This is a genomic window from Enhydrobacter sp. (genome assembly GCA_025808875.1).
GTDB lineage: Bacteria > Pseudomonadota > Alphaproteobacteria > Reyranellales > Reyranellaceae > Reyranella.
This window is the reverse complement of record CP075528.1, coordinates 3,132,310-3,157,446: the sequence shown is the minus strand read 5'-3', so window position 1 is coordinate 3,157,446 and position 25,137 is coordinate 3,132,310. Positions and strand designations below refer to the sequence as shown.

Below are 25,137 nucleotides of genomic sequence, written 5' to 3'. Positions count from 1 at the left end.
ATGTCGCGAACTCTCTTCGGCACCGACGGGGTGCGTGGCCGCGCCAACACCGCGCCGATGACCGCCGAAATCGCCATGCGAATCGGCATGGCGGCCGGCCTGGTGTTCAACCGCGGCGACCACCGCCACCGCGTCGTGGTCGGCAAGGACACCCGGCTTTCCGGCTACATGATCGAGCAGGCGCTGACCGCGGGCTTCCTCTCCGTCGGCATGGACGTGCTTCTGCTCGGGCCGCTGCCGACGCCCGCCGTCGGGTTCCTCACGCGCTCGATGCGGGCCGACGTCGGGGTCATGATCTCGGCCTCGCACAACCCCTACGAGGACAACGGCATCAAGCTGTTCGGGCCCGACGGCTTCAAGCTCTCGGACGCGGTCGAAGGCACGATCGAGAGGCTGGTCGCCGCGCCGGGCGACGCGGAACTCGCGGCGCCCGCCGCGATCGGCCGCGCCAGGCGGCTCGACGACGCCGAGGGCCGCTACATCGAGGCGGTCAAGGCCTCGGCCCCGCGCGGCCTCGATCTCACCGGCCTGAAGATCGTCGTCGATTGCGCCAACGGCGCCGCCTACAAGGTGGCGCCCACCGTGCTGTGGGAGCTCGGCGCCGACGTCGTTCCCGTCGCGGTCTCGCCCGACGGCTTCAACATCAACGGCAATTGCGGCTCGACGCATCCGGCCGTCCTGCAGGAGCACGTCGTCCTGCACGGCGCCGACATCGGCATCGCGCTCGACGGCGACGCCGATCGCGTCGTGCTGGTCTGCGAGCACGGCAACCTGATCGACGGCGACCAGTTGATGGCGACCATCGCCGATCAGTGGAAGGACGACGGCCGGCTGAGGGGCGGCGGCGTGGTGGCGACCGTGATGTCCAATCTCGGCCTCGAGCGCTTCGTCGGCGCCCGCGGCCTTTCCCTGGTGCGCACAAAGGTCGGCGACCGCTACGTGCTGGAGCGCATGCGCGCCGACGGCTTCAATCTCGGCGGCGAGCAGTCGGGCCACATCATCATGACCGACCATGCCACGACCGGCGACGGCCTCATGGCGGCGTTGCAGGCGCTGGCGGCCCTGAAGAAGAGCGGCCAGCCGGCCAGCCGCACCTTCCGCGCCTTCGAGCCCGTGCCGCAGCTTCTCAGGAACGTCAGGGTCGGCGACGCCGGTGCGGCGCTCGCCGCACCCGCGGTGGTGTCGGCGATCGCCGCCGCCGAGCGCGAGTTGGGCCGCGGCGGCCGCGTGCTGGTGCGCAAGTCGGGCACCGAGCCGCTGGTCCGCGTCATGGCCGAGGGCGACGACCCGGAGCTGGTGAAGCGCGTCGTCGGCCAGATCGTCGACGCGATCCCGCGGCCCGCCGCGTGAAGAGGTTGGCATGAAGGGCCGCGTCCTGATCGTCGCCGGCTCCGATTCGGGTGGCGGCGCGGGGATCCAGGCCGACATCAAGGCGGTCACCGCGATGAATGCCTTCGCCGCGACGGCGATCACGGCGCTGACGGCGCAGAACACCGAGGGCGTGCACGGCGTCGTGCCGGTCGAGCCGGCCTTCATCGCGCAGCAGATCGAGGTCGTCCTGACCGACATCGGCGCCGACGCGCTCAAGACCGGCATGCTGCACAGTGCCGAGGTGATCGACACGGTCGCCGGGGCGCTGCGCCGGCATGCGCCCGATGTGCCCCTGGTCGTCGATCCGGTGATGGTCGCCAAGGGCGGCCATCGCCTGCTGCTGAGCGCGGCCGAGCAGGCGCTGCGCGACGTGCTGCTGCCGATGGCCGCCGTGGTCACGCCCAACCTGCCCGAGGCGGAGGTGCTGGCGGGCTTCCCCGTGCGCGTCGAGGCCGACATGCGCCGCGCCGCCGAGGCGCTCGTCGCGCTGGGCGCGCGCGCCGTGCTGATGAAGGGCGGCCATCTCGCGGGCGAGCGCGTGGTCGACCTGCTGTTCCATGACGGCAGGGTCGAGCGCTTCGAGGATGCCCGCATCCCGAGCCGCAGCACGCACGGCACCGGCTGCACGCTCGCCTCCGCCATCGCCGCCGGGCTCGCCCAGAAGATGACCCTGCGCGATGCGGTGGTCCGCGCGCGCGCCTATGTCCGACGCGCCATCGAAACCGCGCCCGGCTATGGCCGCGGCCACGGCCCGCTCAACCACTCGGTGACGGTGAAGGCGGAGTAGGGAGACCTGCCGGGCCGCGCCCCGGCGATGCGAGTCAGATCAGGCTGGCGCCGGGCGCCATGGCATGGCCCGGCGTCCACTTGCCGGCCTCGGCCAGCGCCAGGAAGTTCCACAGCTCGCGATTGAAGGCGTCGGGCTCCTCGATGTTCACCGTGTGTCCGGTCTTGGCGAACATGGCGAGACCCGCGTTCGGCAGCACGCGCTTCAGCCACAGGCTGGGCTGCAGGCAGGGCTCGTCCTCGTCGCCGCAGACGATCAGGGTCGGCACGTCGAGCTTCTTCCACTCGTCCTCGAAGTCGTAGAGCGACGGCCGCTTGCCCTGGTAGTTCTCCATCGTGTTGGCGGCGCCCGTCACCGGGTGCTCGCCGAGCTGCCTGACGAACTCGGCGAAGCCGCGCGGATCCTTCTGCTTGAAGCGCGAGCGCGTCGGGTTGGTGGTCAGTCCCTCGGCGTATTTCAGCGTGCCCTCGGCGCGGATTCGCTGCGCCGTCGCCTGGGCATCCTTCTTGAACTGCTCGTGCCCGGCGCGGTCGGCGCCGGAGCCGATGCCGGCCAGGGTGAGGGTGGTCGCACGATCCGCGTGGCAGCGGCCGAAGTGCGCGGTGGCGAAGGCGCCCTGCGAGAGCCCGACGACGTGCGCCTGGGCGATCTTCAGATGGTCGAGCATGTGCTTGACGTCGTCGACCGCGTGCTGCTGGCCGTACTTGTCGGCGCTCTCGGGCACGTCGGAGCCGGGGTAGCCGCGGAAGGAGTAGGTGATGCAGCGATACTTGCGCGAGAAATGGCGCATCTGCGGCTCCCAGCTCCGCCAGTCGCCGCTGTATTCGTGCACGAACAGGATCGGCGCGCCGCTGCCGGCCTCCTCGTAGTAGAGCTTCACGCCGTCGGGGGTGGTCGCATGCGGCATATCCGTCTCCTACGCGCCGAAGCGCTCGAGCCGTTCGAGCACGGCGGGGATTTTGTCGTCGCTGACGTTGGCGAAGGCGAGGCGGATGAAGCGCTCCTGGCCGGCGCCGAACATGTCGCCGGGGATGGTCAGCAAATTCTCCTCGTCGGCCAGCCGCCGGGCGACGGCCGTCGAGCGCTCGCCGCCGAAGGGATGCTCGACATAGGCAAAGTAGGCGCCGATGCTGACCAGCCGCCAGCGGTTCGAGCGCTGCAGCCCGTTGCCCAGCAGATCGGCGCGCGCCTTCAGCCCCTCGGTGTTGCGGCGCGCCCACGGCAGCAGGGTGCGCAGCCCGTACAGCGCCGCCTCCTGCGCCAGCCGCGGCGGGCAGATCGACACGCAGTCCATCGCCTTCTCGATCTCGGCGATCAGCGCCGGCGCCGCCGTCACCGCGCCGACGCGGTAGCCGGTCAGGGCGAACACTTTGGAGAAGCTGTAGAGATGGACCAGCGTGCCGCGCCACTGCGGGTCGGCGAAGAGATCGTGCGGCCGCTCGCCCTCGGGCAGGAAGTCCTTGTAGGTCTCGTCGAGGATCAGCGCGATGCCGTGTCGCCGCGCCACGTCGTGGAAGGCGCGGATCGTCGCCGCCGGATAGACGGCACCGGTCGGATTGTTGGGCGAGATCAGCACGATCGCGCGCGTCTTCGGCCCGATCAGCCGGGCGGCGTCCTCCGCCGACGGGATCGCGCCCGAGCCCGGCCGGAAGTCGAGCGGCACCGGCTCGATGCCCTGCATGCGCATCCACATGTCGTGGTTGAAGTAGTGCGGGCGCGGCAGGATCACCTGGTCGCCCGCCCGGGCGAGGCTCATCAGCGCGAGGCAGAAGGCCTGGTTGCAGCCCGACGTGATGCCGACCTCGCCGGCGGCGATCGGCGCGCCGTAGAACGACGAGAGATGCGCGGCATACTGCTCGCGCAACGCCGGTATGCCGAGGATGGGGGTGTAGCCGTGCATCGCCGGATCGAGCAGCAATTCGCCGAGATGCCGGCGCAATTCGAGTGCCGGCGGATAACCCGGCACCGCCTGGCTGAGGTCGATCAGCGGCCGGTCGGCGGGAAAGCTGCGCCCGAGTACCCAGCGCTTGGTCTCGCCGATCGGCGAGGGCTCGACGGCGGACAGCCAGGGGTTGGCGATCGGAACGGTCCTCGACGACTCGACGCTGTCCTTCACTCCCTGCACCTTGCGTCCCTTTCGTTGCGCTGCGGCGGCGCGAGCATCTGGCGGCTTTCGTTTCGTGTCAAACACAAGGGCTGCAGTCACAAGGGCTGCAGTCATGCGGGGTGGTTTGGCATTGCCGGGTCCGCGCGTTTGCGCTTAGAGTTCGCGCAAGGCTCCGCTCGAGAGTCACCGCGCCGTGTTCGTGGCGATCGACATCCAAAACTGGCCGCACAAGACGGCCATCACGGAGGAAACCCCATGGCTTTCAGAAAAGTCGGGCGTCGTCGTTTCGTGGGCGGTACCGCCGCCCTGTCCACCGCCTTGGTCGCCGCTCCGTTCGTGCGCGGTGCCCACGCCGCGGGCAAGCTCTCGGTCGGCATCTGGGACCATTGGGTGCCGGGAGCCAACAAGGCGAGCGAGGCCGTCGCACGGAAGTGGGCCGAGAAGGAAAAGGTCGAGCTGCAGCTCGACTACATCACCTCGCAGGGCAACAAGCTGGTTCTGACGGCGGCGGCCGAATCGCAGGCGCGATCGGGCCACGATATTCTGAGCATTGGAAGCTGGGATTGCGCCCGTTACGCCGAGCAGCTCGTGCCCGTGGACGATCTCATGGGACCGCTGATCAAGCAGAACGGCGAGGCCAGTGCGATCACGCAGTACCTCGGCAGGATCGGCGGCAGGTGGCTCGCCGTGCCGCAAACCCCCGGTGCCCAGTTCAAGGGACCCGCGTCGCGTATCGATTTGATGAAACAGCATGCCGGCGTCGACGTCCAGGCGATGTATCCGGTCGGTGCCGCTCCCAAGGCCGACAACTGGAACTACGACACCTTCCTCAAGGCCGCCGCCGCCTGCCACAAGGCGGGCTTCCCGTTCGGCATCGGGCTCGGCACGACACCGGATTCGGTCGATACCTGCGGCGCCATCTTCCAGGGGTTCGGTGCCGAGCTGGTCAATGCCAAGGGCGACATCACGGTCAAGAGCGACAACGTCAAGAAGGCGCTCGAATACTGGAAGCAGCTCGTCCAGTATCTGCCGCCCGACGCGCCGTCGTGGGATGACGCCACCAACAACCGGACATTCGTCGCCGGAAAGACGGCGCTGATCATGAATCCGCCGAGTGCCTGGGCGGTGGCAAAACGCGACAAGCCCGAGATTGCCGCGCAGACCTGGCACCACGGCATGGCGGCCGGGCCGGCCGGGCGTTACGGCCCGTTCACGACGAACTTCTGGGGAATCTGGAATTTCGGCAAGAACCAGTCGGCGGCCAAGGCGCTGGTGAACGAACTCTCGCAGCCCGCGGCGATCGAGGAGATGGTCAAGGCCAGTGCGGGCTACGACATCCCGGCTTTCGCCAACCTGACGAAGCTCAAGGTGTGGGAAGAGGTGGAGCCGCCCAAGGGCACGCTCTATCACTATCCCAACCCCTACAATCACCAGATCCTCTCGATCGCGGCGGCGCCCGCGCCGCACAAGATCGCCGTGCAGATCTACCGCCAGGGTCTGCAGACCCAGATGGTGGTCCGCTACGCCATGAGGGGCGAGAAGATGGACCAGGTGCTGAACTTCGCCGCTGGCGAGCTCGAAGGCTACATGCGCACCTGAGCCGGGCCGACGGGTGGGGCGGCGGCCATCCGGCGGCCGCCCCGGCCCCGTGCGGTGATGGACAGCAAGCGGAGTAAGCGATGGCCAATATCGCCGTTAGAGGGGTCGGCACCGCAGCCGCGGACAGCCGCAGCGGGCTGCACAAGCTTCTCCAGCGCAAGTCGACCATCGCCTTCCTGATGACCCTGCCGCTGCTGGTGCTGATCTTCGCGCTGGTGGCCTATCCCGCCGGCTACGCCATCTATCTCGCGATGCTCAACAAGGGCATGACCAGGTTCGTGGGTTTCGCGAATTTCGAATTCCTGTTCGGTCGCGACACCTTCTGGATGGTGGTCTATCAGTCCTGCCTGTTCGCGATCACCGCGGTGATCTTCAAGGCAATCATCGGCTTCATCGTGGCGCACCTCGTCCACAACATTCCGGCCAAGGGGCAACGGAAGTGGCGCGGCATGCTGCTCGTGCCGTGGGTCATCCCGGCGGCGATGAGCACGCTTGCCTGGCTGTGGTTGTTCGATCCGGCCTACAGTGCCTTCAACTGGCTGCTGGCGCCGCTCGGCATCGGCCCGATCCCGTGGATCGGCGAGACCGGCTGGGCCCGCTTCTCGGTCATCCTGGTGAACGTGTGGATCGGCGCGCCATTCTTCATGATCATGTACCTGGCCGCGCTGAAATCGGTGCCGGAGCAGCTGCACGAGGCGGCGGCGATCGACGGCGCGAACTGGTGGCAGCGCATCTGGTACATCAACCTGCCGATGATGCGCAACATCATCGCCATCACGGCGCTGTTCTCGACCATCGTCACCTTCGCCAACTTCGATATCGTGCGCGTGCTGACGCGCGGCGATCCGCTCAACACCACCCACATTTTCGGCACCTGGGCCTTCCGCCTCGGCATCGAGAGCGGCGACATTCCCCTGGGCGCGGCGGTCTCCCTCTTCATGGTGCCGATCCTCGCCGTGGGCGCGGCTCTCATATTGCGGGATGTCAGCAAGCGCGGGAGCGAGGTCTGATGGCCAATCTTGCGATCGCGGCGGGGGCCGCCAGACGCCCGGGATACGGCAGCATCAGCCGGGACCGGCGCTGGGCGCTGCGCTGGTCCTACTTCTTCCTGGTGCTGTTCGCGATCTTCTTCCTGACGCCCCCCGTCTACATGTTCATCACCTCGCTGAAGACGAGCGCGGAGATCTCGGCCGAGACCAATCCGTGGTGGGTGTTCGACCCGACGCTTGGGAACTACGTCGCGCTGCTGACCGACAACGTCTTCATCACCTTCTTTCGCAACTCGGCGCTCATCTCGGTGTGCGTCGTCGCGGTCACCATGCTGATCAGCGTGGTCGCCGCCTTCGCGCTGGCGCGCATGAAGTTCTGGGGCTCGGCGACGCTCGCGACCGGCGTCTTCCTGACCTACCTGATCCCCGAGACCCTGCTGTTCATTCCTCTCTTCAAGATGTTCGCCTGGGTGAACGAAACCCTCGGAATCCAGTTGCTCAACAACTGGTGGACGATGATCATCCTCTACCCGACGCTCACCGTCCCGTTCTGCACCTGGATCATGATCGGCTATTTCGCCTCGATCCCGAAGGAGCTCGACGAGGCGGCGCTGATCGACGGCGCCACGTGGTTCCAGACGCTCACTCGGATCTTCATCCCGGTGGCGCTGCCCGGCATCATCGCCGCGACGATCTTCGCCTTCACCGTGTCGTGGGCCCAGTTCCTCTATCCGCTCGCCTTCACCACCTCGACCAGCGAGCTGGTGCTGCCGGTCGGGATCATCACGACGCTGATCAAGGGCGACGTGTTCAACTGGGGTCAGATCATGACGGGCGCGCTGCTCGGCGCGGCGCCGCCGCTCGTCATCTACGCCTTCCTGATGGACTACTACATTTCCGGCCTGACGGCGGGCGCGACCAAAGGGTAGGGGACGATGGCTCAAGTCACGTTGCGTAAGGTCGTCAAGAAGTACGACGAGGTGCTGGCGGTCCGCGGCATCGACCTCGACATCGTCGACAAGGAGTTCATCGTCCTGGTCGGGCCGTCCGGCTGCGGCAAGAGCACGACGCTCCGCATGATCGCCGGGCTGGAGGAGATCTCCGACGGCGACATCGCCATCGGCGGGGACGTGGTCAACGACGTGCCGCCCAAGGACCGCGACATCGCCATGGTGTTCCAGAACTACGCGCTCTATCCGCACATGAACGTCTACGAGAACATGTCGTTCGGTCTGAAGCTCAAGCGCACGCCGAAGGACGAGATCGACCGGCGGGTCAAGCAGGCGGCGCAGATTCTCGACATCACCGAACTGCTCGACCGCAAGCCCAAGCAGCTGTCCGGCGGCCAGCGCCAGCGCGTCGCCATGGGCCGGGCGATCGTGCGCGATCCCAAGGTGTTCCTGTTCGACGAGCCGCTCAGCAACCTCGACGCCAAGCTGCGCGTGCAGATGCGCACCGAGATCAGGAAGGTGCACCAGAAGGTGCGCACGACGACGGTCTACGTCACGCACGATCAGGTCGAGGCGATGACCCTGGCCGACCGCGTCGTGGTGATGAACGCCGGGCTGATCGAGCAGGTCGGCACGCCCAACGATCTCTATCATTCGCCGGCCACCAAGTTCGTCGCGGGATTCATCGGCTCGCCGGCGATGAACTTCATCCCCTGCCGGCTCGAACGGGCGGCCGGTGCGCTGCGCGTGCGGCTGACCGACACGCTGGCCTTTCCCGTGCCGGAGGCGCGCAGCGCCCGCTACGACGGCCATGTCGGCAAGCCCGGCCTGCTGATCGGGCTGCGGCCCGAGCACATCGCCGAGACGCGCCCGCACGTCGAGCCCAACCAGCACGACTTCGAGCAGATGATCGACGTCGTCGAGCCGATGGGCATGGAGACGCTGGTTTATTTCACCATCGCCGGCACCGAACTGTGCGGCCGGGTCAATCCCAACGCCGGCGCGACCGAAGGGAAGGCGATGAAGCTGCGCGCCGATCTCAACAACATGCACCTGATCGACGACGGCAGCGGCAGGGTGCTCTAATCGCGGCATTCGCGTCGCTCGGGGGAATTTCGATGGTGTCGTTGAAGGGCAAGGTCGCCTGGGTGACCGGTGCGGGGTCGGGGATCGGTCAGGCGGCGGCGATCGCTCTGGCGCGGGAAGGCGCCACGGTCGTGCTGACCGGCCGGCGCCGCGAGCCGCTGCAGGAGACGGCTTCGGTCATCACGAAGGCCGGCGGCAGGGCCGAGGTCAAGCCCGGCGACCTGATGAAGGCGTCGGCGGTGGCGCGCATCGCCCGCGACATCGAGAGAAAGCACGGCCGCTGCGACGTGCTGGTCAACAACGCCGGCCTCAACATCCTCGAGCGCAAGTGGAGCCAGCTCACGCCGGCCGCCGCCGAGCAGGTGATCGACGGCAACCTGTCGAGCGCCTTCTACTGCGTCAGCGCGGTGCTGCCGATGATGCGCAAGCGCGGCGACGGCGTGCTGATCCACACCTCGTCGATGGCCGGCCGCAACCCCAGCATCCTCTCGGGCGCGGCCTATTCCGCCGCCAAGCACGGCGTGGTGGCGATGAGCCACACCATCAACATGGAGGAGTGCGTCAACGGCATCCGCTCCTGCGTCGTCTGCCCGGGCGAGGTGGCGACGCCCATCCTCGACAAGCGGCCGGTGCCGATCACGCCGGCCGAGCGCAAGCGCATGGCGCAGTCGGAGGATGTCGGCGACCTCATCCGCTACGTCGCCTGCCTGCCGCCGCATGTCTGCATCAACGAGGTCTGGATCACCCCGACCTGGAATCGCGGCTACGTCGCCAGCCTGCAGCGCGGCAAGTCGTAGGCTTCGGGCCCGGCGGTCGCCCTTCCGCTATCGCGCGGCCGGCCGCAGCCGGTGCACCGGGCCGGCCATCGGGTCGTCGAAGGCGGGCGTCGCGGTGTAGCGCTCGTGCAGCAGCGCGCGCAGCGCCTCGAGCTGGCGGCTCGACGCGATCATGCCGGTCGCGGTCTCGAGCTCGCCCAGGCTCATGCCCCACAGCCGCACCACCAGCACGTCGTAGCCGAGCGCCAGGGCGCGGTCGATCTGGTCCCGCAGCGCCGCGACCTGCCGCTCCACCGTCCAGTCGGGATGGCGCAGCACGTCGCCGGTGAAGCCGATCCACTTGAAGCGCGGCCGCGCCTGCGGCGCCGGGCCGAGCGTCTCGCTGCCCGGCTCGGCGAGGCCCCAATGCAGCGCCGCATGGACCATGGTCCAGTCGAAATCGTGCAGCAGGAACACCGTGCGCGACGGGTCGGCCTCGCGCTCCAGCCGCTCGACCGTGTGGCGCCACTTGGTGTCCTGGCCGCGCAGCGGCGCCAGGCTCCACAGATTGTGGGTGAGCAGCAGCATCGTGGCGCCGCCGGCGATCGCCAGCCCGCGGATGCCCCAGCGCCGCCGCGCCGCGACCAGCGCCAGCACCCAGCCCATGGTCAGCCAGGCCATGACGTTGACCTGCATCTGCGGATCCTGCGGCTGGGCGTAGAGGTTGAAGATCTCGCCCGCCACGAAGGTGCCGCCGAACACCGCGAGCGGCGCCCGCACGCGGCTGTCGTGGCGCCGCGGCCAGGCCAGGCGGAGCGCGGCCGCGGCGATGGCGGCGGCGGCGGCCAGCGAGAGCACGCGCCAGGTGTCCCAGCCCGCGGCGCCCAGCACGCGCGTGAGGCCGGTGCCCAGCAGGTAGGCCGCCATGCCGTCCCACAGATAGCCGACCTTGGCCGAGCTGAAGCCGGCCCACACCGAGATCACCGCCTTGCCGGTCCACAGCAGGCCGAGCGGCCCGACGGCGCCGGGATGGCCCGAGGCGGCGAGGGCGGCGATCGAGGCGCAGGCCGCCATCGTCGAGACGAACAGCGCCGGCCACAGCACGCGGTGCCGCGGCCGCGCCTCGCACAGCCACAGCGCCAGCAGCATCGCCGGCAGGGTGGGGAACATCAGCCGCCATTCGAACAGCCAGCCGAGGCTGAACAGCGCCGCCACCGCCACCACCCGCGGCGCGCTCGGCGCGGCGAACCACACCGCCGCCAGCGCCATCGACGCGAAGGTCAGCGTGTAGGACGGCATGATGTCTTCGTTGGTGATGGCGAGCAGCAGCACGAAGCTGCAGGCGCCGTGGAACAGCGCCGCCAGCAGCGCGATCGCGCGGTCCTCCGTCAGCCGGCGCGCCATCAGGTAGACCGCGACCAGGCAGAGGCCGGCGCTCGCCGCGTTGAGCACGGCGATCTGGCGCCGCGGGTCGCCGGCGAACACGCCGAGCCCGTCCAGTACCCGGCAGAGCGCGCCGTAGACCGGGTAGAACAGGAAGTTGGCGGGATAGAGCGGCGCGTTGGCCGGATCGTCGATCCACGGCCTGAGCTCCATGCTCTTGAACACGCCGTTGCCGGTCAGCCCGCCCTGGGCGTTGTCGAGCCACAGGATGACGCCGATCAGGAAGCCGGTGCCGCCCAGCAGCAGCAGCGCGGCGTCGGCGACGTGGCCCGACTCGCGGGACGACGGCGCGGGACTGGGGGCGAAAACCAAGGAGGTCGGCTGCTCTTCTGTCTCTTCCGGCAGCCGACCCTTAGCACGAATCGGGCGCGGGCGGGGGCCCGCCGCCGCTACAGCGGCTTGATGTCGACGATGGTGCGTTCGGTGAAGACGAGGTTGGCCTTGTCGCCGGGCTGCAGCGTCTTGAGCGCCGCCAGCCCCGCCTCCGAGCGGATGGTCGGCGACAGATAGATCATGCCGCCGTTGGCGACCGCGACCTTCTTGCCCGGCAGGTCGACGCGGGCGACCATGCCGGCGACGCCCCACAGCCGCGCGCGGCGCTGGGTGCCGGGCAGCGTCGGCGCCTGGTTGGGGTCGGACAGCAGGGTGCGGACCTGCGCCAGCACCGGCGGGCTCGTCTTGCCGACCAGCACGTCGACGATGCGGTAGTAGCGCACCTCGACCTTGGCGCCCGGCATGAGCCGGGAGAAGTTGGGCGCGCCGTCCATCACGTTGAAGGCGAGCTCGCCGCCGCGCGCCTCGAAGTTGACGACGACGGTGCGGGTCTCGAAATCGAGCGCCAGCACGGTGCCCGTCTCGGTCCTCAGGTCCTTGGGCCCGAACGGCTGGGCCACGGCGCCGAACGGCGCCAGCACGAACGCGATCAGCGCGCCCACCGCGACGCGGCGGGCCATTCTCGATGTCGGCATGTCCACCCCTTTCAGGCCGCGTCTCGAGGCGCGGTTCCCGGTTCCCACGGGGCAAGCTTAGCAGAAGGGCACCCCGCTTCGGCAAGGGAACGCCGATGCGCTCGCGACTCACTTGCGTTGACGGGAGGAAGAGGGCGAAAGGACGAAAGACCTTGGCGAGCCGCGCAACGCGCATGATCGAGGCGGCCCTCAATGGGCCACCTCGATCATGTCCGGTTGACCTCGCAGCTACCAAGTCGATAGCCTCTGATACGAGCCGGCGGTTGATGTACCCCATGTCCGGTTGACCTCGCAGCTACCAAGTCGATAGCCTCCAATTCGGCCGGCTCATCGCAGCACCACCGGTCCGGTTGACCTCGCAGCTACCAAGTCGATAGCCTCTGGCAGGCGATGCCGGCGGCGCTCAAGGTGGTCCGGTTGACCTCGCAGCTACCAAGTCGATAGCCTCTAAGGAGACGCGCAAGATGCGGGCCGCCCAGTCCGGTTGACCTCGCAGCTACCAAGTCGATAGCCTCCGCAGAGGCGCGCCAGCAGCGCGCCGACTTGTCCGGTTGACCTCGCAGCTACCAAGTCGATAGCCTCTCAGCGTGAGGCCGGTGTAGCCGCTCGGCCGTCCGGTTGACCTCGCAGCTACCAAGTCGATAGCCTCCGGACGCATTCGAGGCCCTTCCTACGCTCTGTCCGGTTGACCTCGCAGCTACCAAGTCGATAGCCTCCTTTGCCATCAGCGGGTCCTTCTTGATCAAGTCCGGTTGACCTCGCAGCTACCAAGTCGATAGCCTCCATCCAACCGCACTCCTTGGCGAGCTGACTGTCCGGTTGACCTCGCAGCTACCAAGTCGATAGCCTCATACGGACGGTGGTTACCCCACCCCAAGAGGTCCGGTTGACCTCGCAGCTACCAAGTCGATAGCCTCGCGCCGACGGCGCGAGCGCGAGGCCGCTGGGTCCGGTTGACCTCGCAGCTACCAAGTCGATAGCCTCGCGTGCGCGGATCGGGCCTGTCGCCATAGAGTCCGGTTGACCTCGCAGCTACCAAGTCGATAGCCTCAGGTTGCCGTGCAAGGCGCCCATGATCGCAGTCCGGTTGACCTCGCAGCTACCAAGTCGATAGCCTCGAACACGTTGGGTTCCACCCATGCGAACAGGTCCGGTTGACCTCGCAGCTACCAAGTCGATAGCCTCAAGCCGGCCACAACCCATTGGCCGGCTTGAGTTTTCTGGGTCGTGGCGAACTGCATTCATGTCATCAGTCAGATAAGCACGAGTTGTTCGGGACGTGGTTTCTCGGTTTGTTTCTCACCGTTCCACATCGTGGTCATGCGTCCCATCTGCTTTTCCGTTACCTGCATCACCGAGATCGCCCCTTTCTCGGGGCAGATCCGCGTCAGACGCTCCAACTCACGCTCTGCGCGATCCGCTGTGCCGACGAACTTACGATAGACGGAAAACTGCATCATCTCATATCCGCTCTTGCGGATACGCTTGTGGAAGCGAGCATAAATTTTCCGATCGGCCGCCGTTCCCACGGGCAGATCGTAGAAGACCATGGACCACATGAAGCGGGGTCTCCCCGAAACTTCAGGCGACGAGCGGGCGGTCTGGATAGGGGACGCGGGACTCGTTTCCATGATCGAGGAACTCCCGATAACCACGCACAGTTTCGACGATCTGCGATTTCGCCGGACCGTCGAGCGCAAACAGCGCGAGGATATTTGCCTTCACGATTTTTGGATCGCTGAATAGGCCACCCCGACCGGCGTCGGCGACAAGGCGGTCGATGCTGGGGCGATAAGGCTCCATGAGATCGCAAGCCAACGCCCAGGAGTTCGATTGTCCCGAATGGCCGAAGCCGAGGGCTGGATCGAGTCCGAGGGATGTCAAAGCCCTGCCTATGCTGGCCAATAGGACGGCGTATCCCCAGTTCAGAATCCCGTTACGGGGGTCGCCTTCGTTCTGGCGTTCGAAGCCGACGAGCAGCTCCCGCCAGTAGATTGCGGCCGCTTGTGCCTCGACCGTTTCGGCGCCGTCGAGTCGCACGGAGTCGGCGAGCCGCTTGAGCCGCGCTACGGCGCCAGCGCCAATCATGTCCAAGGCGCCGGCTTGCGCGAATATCTTGGCGCGGACCGTTCGTCGCCACAGGCGGCGGGCGGCGGCTTCGCCGCGCAGCGCATGAGATTGAAGGCGTCTAACCTCCGCGGCATTCCAACTCGCGTCCAGTGGCAACGACATGCCGACGGGCAGGTGCTTGCGGCAGACCACGACCGGAATTGCGCGCTCCGCGCAGGCGGCGAGGACAGCAGAGGTCACGGTCGATTGTTCGCTCTCTAACATGATCACGAGAACATCGTCGCACGGCACCTCGAACTGCGCATTGTCGTCGCGGCGTTCGATTGCGAATCTATTTCCCGAAAAGGCGATATGGCACCGGCTGGATATCTCCAGCACTCTTTCGGCGCCGATGAAGTCGTTGACCGAGGACATCGTTATGAATCTTTCGGACAGGATTTTGCTTGCCAACTTTCGCGGGAATCGTGACGCGCTCTTCTTTGTCTCGGAGAGTGCTATCGACATGAAACAGCGAGACGCGTCCATCGCCTCGTAGTGCGGTCACCACCCACGCAGCGAGGCAACCTTCCTTCAGGAAGGACACGGTATCCCCTGGTCGAAAGACCGAGCGGTCCCGGGGAAAAATAGCACGGCGCTCTACGTCTGTTCGCTGAGAGAAGTCGGCGACCCCGACGATCTCTCGTCCATGGTCGGCGCTCGGTGCGGCAATTGCGAACTTTGCTTCGATGTTGACGAAGGTGTTTTTCGTCGATTCGATGGTCTGTGAGATGTCGCGAGCGGCTCCCGTTATACGACCAGGGCCATCGGCTCTCGTCCGATATCGGAGTTTTACGTTCTCCTGAAGGACGCGCTTCACCTTCGATCCGTCTGGATCGTTGTGTTTGGAAACGTCGCGCTCCATCAGTTCCAGGAGTTCGGCCTTGGAGAGAAGCTCATCGCTTTTGGACTTACTTGCCTTCCAAACCAAGGCCGATAGCCGTGCTCTTTCGGTCTTGTCAGGTCGAAATGCGTAGATATTCTCGCCGCCGAACGATCCGTAGCTGCCGCCGGTAGTGTCGCCGGGATTCCACTTGTGATCGGGTCTGTGGGCGGTGGCGATATAGCGCAGCGTCGCATCCAGCGACGTCAGGTTGTCCTTCAGGGCCTGAAACACGCCATCCGAAGCCGAGACGCCATCGAGTGCAACACGCAGGAACTCGCTGTTGTATAGATCTTCGTAGTGCTGACCGCGGAGTTTCTGAAAGGCAGGGCGCATCACGCGTTCGTCGAAATGCGCAATCAGGAAAGCGTCGATGGCGTGATTGCGCAGGTCCTGTCGATCCTTGTTGATATCGAACATGCATCGCAGCGCATGCACGGCCCATGGCTTGACGGAAACCACGTTGGCGCCGAGATGCGTCAGGTAGCGGATGGCCAACTTGGAAGACCATCCGATGTTCGAGACGTCACGTGCCGCGAAGTCGCCCTCTGGAACGGTCGCATCAGGTCCCAACCGCTTGAACAAGGCCGCCTGCTCACCAGGGCGAAACGCCATCACCTTGCCGCGCTTGAATTCGCCATCGCCGCCGGACGGCTCGAGGAGGCGTTCGATCTCGCTGGTTTGGGTCCGTTGCAGGCGAACAAGGACGTCCGGCCGCGCAGCTGGCCGCAGCACATCGTAGGAAGCCAACCTCTCGTCGAGCTGCGCGACGCGCCTCTCCAACCTCTCTCTGCCGCGAACGCCCGATCGCTTGAGCACCGCTTTCAGGCTGTCGCGCTGACTCTCCAGGCCGAATTGGGCGAAGGCGAGTAATGCAGCTCTGAAGGCCGGGAACGCCTGCCACGGGAGCTGCCTTCCCTTCTGCTGATTGAATTGAGAGACGAAGAGATTCCCCTGCTGGAACTCACCGAAGGCGGCCGGGCTGACGTGATCGAGCTGGTACGTCGTGCCTTCGCAAAGGAGGCTGCGCTCGATCGAATTGCCATCGTAGTCGCGCCATCCTTGCCGAATGGCCGCGATCCAGCGATCCACCAGTTTGTCGAGCCGTGGCCCGACCGGAAGGGGCTTCTCGCCCAATGCGCGCTGAATGTCCGTGACGATGGAACCGCGCAATCTCTCCCGAGCGCGCATCTGTTGGTCGCGCTTCTCGGCGGCGTCTTCCGATAGGGCTTCACGTGCGACTTCCACCGTGCAACTCGTGGGCAGGATGCCGCCCATCATGTCGACGATGGCATTCGTCACCTTGCGCAAGCGATTCAGGACGATATGGACATCCGGGTTTGGCGCGCGGCCATGCTCCAGCTCTTCGGGGGCGGTGCGCTCGCGCGGAGCGAAGCGGTCCGCCTCCACCACGAGGTCGGGCATGACTTCGCCATAGTAGGGAAGCCGCTCGAACAGTCTGATGGCGTCGACCGCGGCACCTTCTTCCTTGGCGAGGAGGTTCATCCGTGTGTCGTGGTCGAGGCGCTGCCGCAAGCCATCGGACAGGATTTTGGCGGCCTTGACGGACAGATCGGCAAAGCTGTCCTCGAAGATGTTGGCGTTGGCGCGAACCTTCTGAAGTGCGCCCATTCCGAAGGTCTTGGCGCAGTCGACCTCCAGCTTGGACTCGTCGTCCGCGGTCCAGGGTTCGGGCTCGCGGTCGGCGAGGGCCATCGTCTTTCTCGAAAGCAAACGCATGACCCATCGGTCGCGCTCGGCGATGTCCGCGATGGTCTGCCATGCCGCGCCGAGGGTGTCGGCCAGACCGATATCGGTCCTCGCGCCGACCAATGTCCGGGCGTCGTCCTTTTCATGCCGGCCGAGACGTGGCTCCCCCATTCGCTTGGCCAACTCTTTCAATGAAATCTTGTCGACGCCGCGCAGTATGTCCGCAGCCAAGGCGAACTGCTTGTCGTTCAGAGCGGAGCCGCCGACACGAAGGTTGTCGACTTGTTGCAAGATGCGAAATTCTTGGAAGGTCGGCAGAGCTCGAATGCAGCGCCATTCGTTGCGCAAGAACTGACAACGGCCGGGCTTGGTGGGCTTGAGCAGCCGCCGGAACTGAGCCTTGCGCTTGATGTCGGCCCAGACATCATCGGGAATCGGTACCTTGCTCTTCTGGGCGACCCGCAGCGCTTCGGCTTCTTCCCACATCAATTCGAAGGTCGGGGAGAGGAAGGGAAACACCTCGTAACTCTTCGGCGCGGCGCCTTCCTTGGGTTGCTCCTTGGCATGAGTCTTCTGCCATGTCAGCGGCTTGTGCCGCTTGCGAATGGCATTGCCATCGGCTCGGGCGTCGGTTTGGCATCGATCTAGAAACTGCCCCACTGTGCGGCAGCCGAACGACGCCAATACCTGCCGGTACTTGGCCGTGGCGCCGCTGCCGAAAGTAGAGTCTTCCCGGACGCCGGCACGTCCCACCGGTTTCATCCAACCTCGTCGCTTGAGGGCGGCATAGAGGGCACGACCGAGATCATATTGATGGGATGCAACGCCGGGTTCGAGAAGGCGAACACGCAGCACATCGGCCTTTTCGAGGCGTCCTTTGTTGTCCTTCAGTCCGGGGTCTCGCTCGAGTTCCTCCTTGCCCTCGGGCTCACTTGCCGGGAGTAGACCCTTTTGCACCAGCAGTTCGCGCAGATGCCACCGCCGCCATTGTCGGGCGTCGAGGGTGCGACGTCGGGCACGCGCGCTGGCGCGCACCTTGGACAACGATTTGCCGTCATTGTCGCGGGCCGAGAATTTGTGTGTGCCCAGCGGGACGAACAGGTCGAGGTTGGGAAGCTGGGTCTTCGGCAATCCGACAGCGAGCGCAGCATTGTGGTCGGCGATGGCTTCGGCCGTCAGGAAGTGCGCTACCGGACCGCGCTCGAAGAGGATGCACCAGCCGATGTTGCCATTGCCGATGTCGAAGCCGATGCGATAGCCGGTGAAAACGCCAAGATTGGCAAATCGGGTCGAGTGGCGGCGTTTGCCGACCGCAGCGTCGATGGCCTTGCGGCGCGCGCCGTCATCATAGCGTCCCGGAATGGTGGCAATGGGTTCAGTCATGCGATCCCCTACAGTCGCAACGTTCAGTTGTACTGCAATCTTTTGCTTGACCGCAACAGGTCGGGCGCTAAAGTACAACCGTTATCGACTTGGTAGCTGCGAGACTCACAACCCGATAAGAGTTCGTCTCGTGAGATGTTTCCCGGCGCTGCGGCAATGGGATCAACGGGCGGATGAGTAGTCCGCCCGTTTTGATTCTTGAGCGACTTTGGGACGCTATGCGGCACTGCCAATGAATGCGTCTCAATCGTGACAAGTGCCTCACCCGTCAGGCGCCGCACTCTTCGCGTCGCCCAGCAACCCCGCCTCCATCGCCGTCTCCCTCATGCGATAGGCCGTGCTCCGCGGCAGGCCGAGTTCGCGCGCGGCCTGGCCGACGCCGAGGCCGAGCTTCAGCAGCCCGGCGAAGCGTTCGAGGTTGCCGCGCGCGGCGGTCCGCCAGTCCCACGTCATCGTGCCGTCGGCCCCGCGCACCAGCCGCGCCTCGATCGGGTCGAGCGCGGTGCCGTGCACGCTGCGCGCCTTCTCCACCTCGAGGATGAAGTGGGCGCCGTCGCGCGCGCGATGGCCGGATGGCCGGCGCAGGCCGATGACGACGTCGAGCAGGTCCTCGCGCCGGTTGGTGCCACGCTGGAAACCCTTGCGGTTGGAATGGTGGATCAGCAGCACGGCGAAGCCGATCCGCCGGAGGCGGAGCAGGAAGAGCTGCAGCTCGGTCCAGCGGTCGGGGTCGTTGGTGCTGAAACTGGTCAGGCTCGCCAGGCTGTCGAACACGAGCAGCGCCGGTGGCCGCAGCCGGCTCAGCATCGCCCACAGGATCTGCTGGCCGTCGCGATAGGCGAAGTCGGGCAGGGCGACGGAGCTCAGCTCGGCGACCAGGAATTGCAGCAGCGGCGGCGGCGGGCCGAGGCTCGCCAGCCGCGTCTTCATGTCGTTCCCCGTCATCTCGCCGTCGAAATAGAGCACCGGGCAGGGCTGGGGCGGCGTCCAGCCCAGGATCGGCTCGCCGGCGGCGACGGCGCGCGCCAGCGCCATGGCGAACCAGCTCTTGCCCAGCCCGCGCGGGCCGTGCAGCAGCGCCAGGGTCTGCGTGCCGAGCAGCGGCGGCAGCAGGGTCTTCGCCGGCATCGCCCGCACCTGGAGCAGCTCGGGCGCGGTCATGGGGCGCGGAACGGAATCGGGATCGAGCATCGGCGGCGGAACTCCTGGCCCGGGATTGAAAGCCGGGCCGTATGAACGTATGTGGGGAATATGTATGATGATGTCAAGCGCCGCGATCCGCGGGTCCCGCCGGGGCAGACCGGGTCCGTTGTCCCGGGGCGTGTCCCGGGAAGTGTCCACCTCGGTGTCCCACGGCGTGTCCAGGGGGCGGGGGGTGGCGAGACATGGGACACTCGCGGACAAAAGCCTCGTGGCATCGGCGTCGGACGTGTCCCAACCGGGTGGGACAGCGGGACACGCCGGGCGCTCGCCGGGACGGGCCGGCGAATATTTTCCCTTTTTTTAATTCGGGAGGCGGCGCGACGGCCCCCGGGTCGGCGCGCGACCGGCGGCACGGGCGCCAGAATATTTTCCCGTTTTTTAATTCAGGAGGCAGCGCGGCGGCGATCCGGTCCGCGCGCGGCCGGTGGGACGGGCGCCGGAATATTTTCCCGTTTTTTAATTCAGGAGGCGGCGCGGCGGCGGTCCGGTCCGCGTGCGACCGGTGGGGCGGGCGCCGGAATATTTTCCCGTTTTTTAATTCGGGAGGCGGCGCGGCGGCGGTCCGGTCCGCGTGCGGCCGGTGGGGCGGGCGTCGGAATATTTTCCCGTTTTTCAATTCAGCCGGCGGCGCCCGAGGGCGGCTGGCGCTCCCTACGGGATTCGAACCCGTGTTTCAGCCTTGAGAGGGCCGCGTCCTGGGCCTCTAGACGAAGGGAGCGAGGCCGGAGGGCGACAGATAGTCGAAGGGCCGGGTTGGCGCAACCGGCCAGATCAGCCGGGCTTGCGGCCGGTCACCCTCGACAGCACGCCCGGCACGAAGGCATGGACGGCGACGTCGGCGAAGCCCGCGCCGGCCAGGTAGGATTTCACCTCGGCCTCGGTGTGGGCGACGCCGGTGCTGCCGTAGACCGCCTCGTTCAGCCCCCACAGCGCCGCCGAGAGCGGCCCGCGGCGGTCGTCGTGCAGGGTCTCGCCGATCAGGTGCATCTCGCCGCCCGGCACCAGCGCGGCGAAGGCCTTGCCGACCACCAGCCGGATCAGGTCGGGCTCGTATTGCGGCAGGTTGCTCGCCATCACCACGACGTCGACATCGGGCGGGAAGGGCGTGCGGGTGAAGTCGCCGGCCAGGGTGGAGACGCGGTCGCCGGCGCCGTTGGCGGCGATGTACTCGTCGGCCACGACGGCGACCGGCGGCAGGTCGAGCACGATCGCCTTCAGGCCGGGCCAGGTCGCGGTGGCGACGATGGAATAGGCGCCCGAGCCGCCGCCGAGATCGAGCAGCTTCCGGCGGCCGGCGAGATCGACCTGGCGGCTGAACAGGCGGGCCGCGCCCATGCCGATCGAATAGGTGGCGGCGTGGTAGCGCCGCGCGTCCTCGACCGTGAAGCTCTCGTAGGAGCCGAGCCGGTTCTCCTCGCGCCGGCGCAGGCGCTGGCTCAGCTCGCCATAGGCCGTCCAGCGCGGCTTGGTGAACAGGATCCACGGGCCGGCGTAGCGCTCGCCGTCCTTGACCAGGAAGCGCTGGACGTCGGCGGCGTTGCCGAAGCGCTCACCGCTGCGCTCCAGCAGGGTCATGGCAACGAGCGCCGTCAGCAGCCGCTCGGCGTTGCGCTCGGTGATGTCGACCGCCTTCGCCAGCGTCGGGATCGTGTCGTGGCCGCGCGCGATGGCGGTGAAGATCTCGAGCTCGACCGCCGCCATCAGCGCGGCGCTCTCCCAGTAGGCCTGGGCGATCTTCTGCAGGCGCGTCGTGTCGAGCCGCGGCCCGTCGGTCTTTCTCTGGTCGTCGGCCATCTGGCGTTCCCCCCGATTTTGATGGATCATACCCCGATGAACGCACCCATCGCTGCCGATCTGCCGGTCACCGGCGTCGACGTCTATTCCCTGCCGCCCGCCGAGGGCGAGGCGGTGCTGCGCCGCCAGCTCGCGGCGGCCTATCGCCTGGTCGATCATTTCGGCTGGACCGAACTGATCTACGGCCATCTGACGGCACGCGTGCCGGGCGACCAGCCGCACTTCCTCATCAACCCGTTCGGCCTCAACTACGACGAGGTGACGGCCTCGAACCTGGTCAAGATCGACCTCGACGGCAACACCATCGGCGAGGCGACGCATCCGGTGAACTACGCCGGCTTCGTCATCCATTCGGCGATCCACATGGCGCACCAGGACCGCCATCGCGCCGTCATGCACACCCACACCCGCGCCGGCATGGCGGTGGCGGCGACGCGCGAGGGGCTGCTGCCGATCTCGATGAACGCCACGGCGTTCCACGGCAACCTCGCCTATCACGACTACGAGGGCGTCAGCCTCGAGCTCGACGAGCGCTCGCGCCTGCTGGTCGATCTCGGCGACAAGACGGCGATGATGCTGCGCAACCACGGGCTGCTGACCACCGGCCGCTCGGTGGCCGAGGCGTTCCTCCGGCTCTATCGCCTCGAGCGCGCCTGCCAGACCCAGATCGACGCCGGCGCCGCCGGCACCATCGCGGTGATGGGCGACAACGTCGCCGGCAAGTCGCGCGCCCAGCTCGAGGGCTTCTGCGACGACAACACCGGCGGCGGCGACCTCGAATTTGCCGCCCTGATCCGCAAGCTCGACCGCATCGACACGAGCTGGAGACACTAGGCGCTTTGCGGCCTTCAGGCCCGGAACCTCGTCCGATCCGTGCCTGAATAGAGGGCCTTCGCCGAGCGTTCCGTCGCGTCGCGGTGGGCGGCGAGCGCGGCGGCATCGAGATCGGCCCGGGGCGCGGGCTCGAGGTCGAAGTTGCCGTGCGTGTCGCGGCCGCGCACGAGGGTCGCCGAATCGCGCACCTTGAGCTGGCGCACGTGCGGCGGGATGTAGCGCACGGCGAAGCCGATGCGCCGGTCGTCGGTGGTGTTGGGGCCCGAGCCGTGCACCAGCAGGACGTGGTGCAGCGACATCTCGCCGGCCCGGAGCGGCACGTCGACGCCTTCGCCCGCCGGCACCTCGACGGCGATCTCCTGGCCGCGGGTCAGCAGGTTGTCCCTGTCGAAGGTGTCGCGGTGCTCGAGCTGGCGCCTGAGATGGCTGCCCGGCCAGAACTTCATGGCGCCGCTCTCGACCGGCGCGTCGGCGAAGGCGATCCAGGCGGTGACGACGTCGTCGGTCGAGAGGCCCCAGTAGGTCGCGTCCTGGTGCCATGAGACGAAGGAGGGCGAGCGCGCCTCCTTGGTGAAGAAGGTCGTGCTCCAGCACAGGATGTCGGGGCCGATCACGTCCTCGACGGCATCGAGGATCGCCGGATGGCGCACCAGCTCGTTGGCCCAGGTGAAGAGCAGGTGCACCTTGTGGCGCATCTCGCCCTGCAGCGGCCCGCCGAGCGCGCGCTCCTGCGCCTCGAGCCGCTCGCGGCAGGAGCGCGCCTCGCCGGCCGACAGGACGCGCAGCGGAAAGTGGTAGCCGTCGCGGCGGTAGCGCGCCACCGCCTCGTCGCTGAGACGCTTGCCCATGGCGCCGATACTAGCCGGCTAGCGCCGGCCGGCAAACACCGGCAGGCGGTGCGCCGTCACCGGCGGCGCCGGCCCGTCGAAGCGCTCGATCTCGACCAGGCAGGTCTGGGCGATGCAGCCCTGGCTGAGCTTGGAGGCACCGATGTCGAGCGTGAGCGCGTTCGGGTTGCCGTGCTTCTCGAGCGGGCGGTTGGAGCCGGCATCCTCCGGGTCGAACCAGGCGCCGGTCGACAGCCGCACCACGCTGCGCCGGATGCGGTCGCTGAGCCGCGCCGCGGCGAGGCAGGCGCCGCGGTCGTTGAAGACGCGCACCAGGTCGCCCTCGGCGATGCCGCGCGCGGCGGCGTCCTGCGGGTGCAGCGTCACCGGCTGGCGTCCCCTGACCTTGGTGGCGCGCGCGTGCGGCGAATGGTCGAGCTGGCTGTGCAGCTTGTCGGTCGGCTGGTCCGACAGCATGTGCAGCGGGTGGCGCCCGGCGGCGGGCGAGCCCAGCCATTCGGCCGGCTCGATCCAGGTCGCGTGGCCGGGGCAGTCGTCGTAGCCGAACGAGGCGATGGTCTCGGAGAAGATCTCGATCCTGCCGGACGGCGTCTTGAGCGGATGCTTCGCTGGGTCCGCGCGGAACCTCGCGAGCATGACGGGCTCGCGCGTCTCGCCCCTGGCCTCGGCGATGCCGGCCTGCCAGAACTCTTCGAACGGCGGGATCGCGACGCCCGCCTGCGCCGACTTCTCGCGCGACAGCTCGTAGAGATGCCGCAGCCAGCCCATCGTGTCGCGACCCTCGGTGTAGACGTCTCTGGCGCCGAGACGGCGGGCCAGTTCACCGAAGATCCAGTAGTCGTCGCGCGCCTCGCCGATCGGCTCGCGCGCCTTCTTCATGGCGACCAGGAACGGCTCGCGGCTGCCGTAGCCGATGTCGTCGCGCTCGAGGCTGGTGGTCGCCGGCAGGACGATGTCGGCCATGCGCGCGGCCGGCGTCCAGAACTGCTCGTGGAAGACGATGGTCTCGGGCTTGCGCCAGGCCGTCATCAGCCGGTTGAGATCCTGATGGTGATGGAAGGGATTGCCGCCGGCCCAGTAGACCAGGCGGATGTCGGGATAGGTGAGATCGCGGCCGTTGTAGCTCACCTTGCCGCCGGGATTGAGCAGCATGTCGGCGAAGCGAGCGACCGGGATGAAGTCGCTCACCGCGTTGCTGCCCTGCGGCAGGGTCGGGCCGGAATATTTCGGGAAGGAGCTGCCCATCAGGTTGACCGGGCCGTAGCCGACGCCGAAGCCGCCGCCCGGCAGCCCGATCTGACCCAGCATGCAGGCGAGCGTCACCAGCGCCCAGAAGGGCTGCTCGCCGTGATGGCTGCGCTGCAACGACCAGCCGATGCTGACCGTCGTGCGCGTCGCCGCCATCTCGCGCGCGAGGGCTGCGATGCGCGAGGCGGGAATGCCGGTGATCTTCTCGGCCCATTGCGGGGTCTTGTCCTTCAGCGACGGCGCGAAGCGGTCGAAGCCCACCGTGCAGCGGTCGAGGAAGGCGCGGTCGTGGAGCTTCTCCTCGTGCAGCACGTGGCAGAGCGCGAGGATCAGGGCGGCGTCGGTGTTGGGCCGGATCGCCAGCCATTCCACCGCGCCGCCGGTGTCGATGTCCTCGCCGGTCGGCGTGACGTTGACGAAGCGCACGCCCTTCTCGCGCATCCGGTGGAGCCCGCCCTTGACGTGATGCAGGGTGGCGCCGCCGGCGTTGATCTGCGCGTTCTTGTGCGGCACGCCGCCGAAGGTGACGAACAGCCTGCAATGGTCGGCCAGCACGTCCCACGGGGTATGCATGCTCATCAGGTCTTCCATCGTCGCCACGATGTGCGGCATCAGCACGCGCGCCGCGCCCAGGCTGTAGGAATCCTGGTGGCGCACGTAGCCGCCGACGGAATTGAGGAAACGGTGGACCTGGCTCTGGGCGTGGTGGAAGCGCCCGGCGCTCGACCAGCCGTAGGACCCGCCGAAGATCGACCGGTTGGAATGGACGCGCTTCACGCGGGTCAACTCGCCGGCCACCAGATCGAGGGCTTCATCCCAGGGCAGCTCGACGAACGGCTCGCGGCCGCGCTTCTCCGGTGCCGCGCCCGGCCCCTTCTCGAGCCAACTGCGGCGCACCGCCGGCCGGCGCACGCGCAGGCGCGCCACCTCGTCCGACAGCATGTGCAGCCCGATCGGCGACGGATCGGGATCCTTCGAGAACGGATGCAGCTGCAGGGCGTTGCCGCGGTCGTCGTACTCGACCTCGTAGACGCCCCAATGGGCGGTGGTGAAGGTGCGCTGATGGGTCATCG

19 protein-coding genes, 1 tRNA gene and 1 CRISPR repeat array are annotated in these 25,137 nt (G+C 67.3%); of the genes, 8 read left to right on the top strand and 12 right to left on the bottom strand.

Translation table 11 applies throughout. From position 1 onward, the window contains the following. Positions 1 to 1,350 (top strand): phosphoglucosamine mutase, encoded by a 1,350-nt coding sequence (locus KIT25_15650; GenBank protein UYN93485.1) that lies wholly within the window; start codon positions 1 to 3, stop codon positions 1,348 to 1,350. A gap of 10 nt (positions 1,351 to 1,360) precedes the next feature. Beyond that, the gene (gene thiD, locus KIT25_15645; GenBank protein ID UYN93484.1) at positions 1,361 to 2,158 is read left to right on the top strand and encodes a bifunctional hydroxymethylpyrimidine kinase/phosphomethylpyrimidine kinase; all 798 of its coding nucleotides are present in this window, start codon (positions 1,361 to 1,363) and stop codon (positions 2,156 to 2,158) included. Positions 2,159 to 2,192: 34 nt separating this feature from the next. Here thiD and KIT25_15640 read toward each other — a convergent pair whose 3' ends face one another. Both KIT25_15640 and KIT25_15635 read right to left on the bottom strand, forming a co-directional pair. Beyond that, on the bottom strand, positions 2,193 to 3,065 hold the full coding sequence (locus tag KIT25_15640; protein ID UYN93483.1) for an alpha/beta hydrolase: 873 nt from the start codon (positions 3,063 to 3,065) through the stop codon (positions 2,193 to 2,195). 9 nt (positions 3,066 to 3,074) lie between these two features. Next, on the bottom strand, positions 3,075 to 4,379 hold the full coding sequence (locus KIT25_15635; GenBank protein UYN93482.1) for an aminotransferase: 1,305 nt from the start codon (positions 4,377 to 4,379) through the stop codon (positions 3,075 to 3,077). Between the two features lie 141 nt (positions 4,380 to 4,520). Between KIT25_15635 and KIT25_15630 the strand changes: the two genes are divergently transcribed. The 5 genes from KIT25_15630 to KIT25_15610 all read left to right on the top strand — a co-directional run bounded on the left by KIT25_15630 (position 4,521) and on the right by KIT25_15610 (position 9,686). After that, positions 4,521 to 5,864: an extracellular solute-binding protein gene (locus KIT25_15630; protein UYN93481.1), complete on the top strand. Its 1,344-nt coding sequence runs from the start codon at positions 4,521 to 4,523 to the stop codon at positions 5,862 to 5,864. An 80-nt stretch (positions 5,865 to 5,944) separates the two neighbouring features. After that, positions 5,945 to 6,874 carry a sugar ABC transporter permease gene (locus KIT25_15625; protein ID UYN93480.1) on the top strand — a complete coding sequence of 310 codons (930 nt, stop codon included), beginning with the start codon at positions 5,945 to 5,947 and terminating at the stop codon, positions 6,872 to 6,874. Then, complete coding sequence (locus tag KIT25_15620; protein ID UYN93479.1) at positions 6,874 to 7,782, top strand: carbohydrate ABC transporter permease; 909 nt, start codon at positions 6,874 to 6,876, stop codon at positions 7,780 to 7,782. Before KIT25_15625 ends, KIT25_15620 begins: the two co-directional genes overlap by 1 nt. Before the next feature lie 6 nt (positions 7,783 to 7,788). Then, a complete protein-coding gene (gene ugpC / locus KIT25_15615) occupies positions 7,789 to 8,889 on the top strand; it encodes a sn-glycerol-3-phosphate ABC transporter ATP-binding protein UgpC (protein ID UYN93478.1) in 1,101 nt (366 codons plus the stop codon). 32 nt (positions 8,890 to 8,921) lie between these two features. Beyond that, positions 8,922 to 9,686 carry an SDR family oxidoreductase gene (locus tag KIT25_15610; GenBank protein ID UYN93477.1) on the top strand — a complete coding sequence of 255 codons (765 nt, stop codon included), beginning with the start codon at positions 8,922 to 8,924 and terminating at the stop codon, positions 9,684 to 9,686. A 27-nt stretch (positions 9,687 to 9,713) separates the two neighbouring features. Here the strand turns inward: KIT25_15610 and KIT25_15605 are convergent, their stop codons facing one another. From KIT25_15605 to KIT25_15570, 8 genes are all read right to left on the bottom strand, one after another. Then, positions 9,714 to 11,399 carry a hypothetical protein gene (locus KIT25_15605; GenBank protein UYN93476.1) on the bottom strand — a complete coding sequence of 562 codons (1,686 nt, stop codon included), beginning with the start codon at positions 11,397 to 11,399 and terminating at the stop codon, positions 9,714 to 9,716. Between the two features lie 77 nt (positions 11,400 to 11,476). Continuing rightward, a complete protein-coding gene (locus tag KIT25_15600) occupies positions 11,477 to 12,055 on the bottom strand; it encodes a hypothetical protein (GenBank protein ID UYN93475.1) in 579 nt (192 codons plus the stop codon). A gap of 210 nt (positions 12,056 to 12,265) precedes the next feature. Beyond that, positions 12,266 to 13,240: a CRISPR direct-repeat array (repeat unit 37 nt; unit sequence GTCCGGTTGACCTCGCAGCTACCAAGTCGATAGCCTC). A 68-nt stretch (positions 13,241 to 13,308) separates the two neighbouring features. After that, positions 13,309 to 13,614 carry a CRISPR-associated endonuclease Cas2 gene (gene cas2, locus KIT25_15595; GenBank protein ID UYN93474.1) on the bottom strand — a complete coding sequence of 102 codons (306 nt, stop codon included), beginning with the start codon at positions 13,612 to 13,614 and terminating at the stop codon, positions 13,309 to 13,311. Positions 13,615 to 13,636: 22 nt separating this feature from the next. Beyond that, positions 13,637 to 14,539: a type II CRISPR-associated endonuclease Cas1 gene (cas1, locus tag KIT25_15590; protein UYN93473.1), complete on the bottom strand. Its 903-nt coding sequence runs from the start codon at positions 14,537 to 14,539 to the stop codon at positions 13,637 to 13,639. Next, positions 14,457 to 18,137, bottom strand: coding sequence for a hypothetical protein (locus KIT25_15585; GenBank protein UYN93472.1), 3,681 nt, complete (start codon positions 18,135 to 18,137; stop codon positions 14,457 to 14,459). Before KIT25_15585 ends, cas1 begins: the two co-directional genes overlap by 83 nt. 261 nt (positions 18,138 to 18,398) lie before the next feature. Then, a complete protein-coding gene (locus KIT25_15580; protein ID UYN93471.1) occupies positions 18,399 to 19,328 on the bottom strand; it encodes an AAA family ATPase in 930 nt (309 codons plus the stop codon). Between the two features lie 654 nt (positions 19,329 to 19,982). Further along, positions 19,983 to 20,058: transfer RNA gene (locus KIT25_15575), tRNA-Glu, on the bottom strand. A gap of 53 nt (positions 20,059 to 20,111) precedes the next feature. After that, on the bottom strand, positions 20,112 to 21,134 hold the full coding sequence (locus tag KIT25_15570) for a methyltransferase domain-containing protein (protein ID UYN93470.1): 1,023 nt from the start codon (positions 21,132 to 21,134) through the stop codon (positions 20,112 to 20,114). Between the two features lie 36 nt (positions 21,135 to 21,170). Here KIT25_15570 and KIT25_15565 point away from each other — a divergent pair, with 36 nt between their 5' ends. Next, complete coding sequence (locus tag KIT25_15565) at positions 21,171 to 21,968, top strand: class II aldolase/adducin family protein (GenBank protein ID UYN93469.1); 798 nt, start codon at positions 21,171 to 21,173, stop codon at positions 21,966 to 21,968. Positions 21,969 to 21,982: 14 nt separating this feature from the next. Here the strand turns inward: KIT25_15565 and KIT25_15560 are convergent, their stop codons facing one another. Continuing rightward, positions 21,983 to 22,816 carry a phytanoyl-CoA dioxygenase family protein gene (locus tag KIT25_15560; protein ID UYN93468.1) on the bottom strand — a complete coding sequence of 278 codons (834 nt, stop codon included), beginning with the start codon at positions 22,814 to 22,816 and terminating at the stop codon, positions 21,983 to 21,985. Positions 22,817 to 22,834: 18 nt separating this feature from the next. Further along, positions 22,835 to 25,135 (bottom strand): molybdopterin-dependent oxidoreductase, encoded by a 2,301-nt coding sequence (locus KIT25_15555; GenBank protein ID UYN93467.1) that lies wholly within the window; start codon positions 25,133 to 25,135, stop codon positions 22,835 to 22,837. Positions 25,136 to 25,137: the final 2 nt, after the last annotated feature.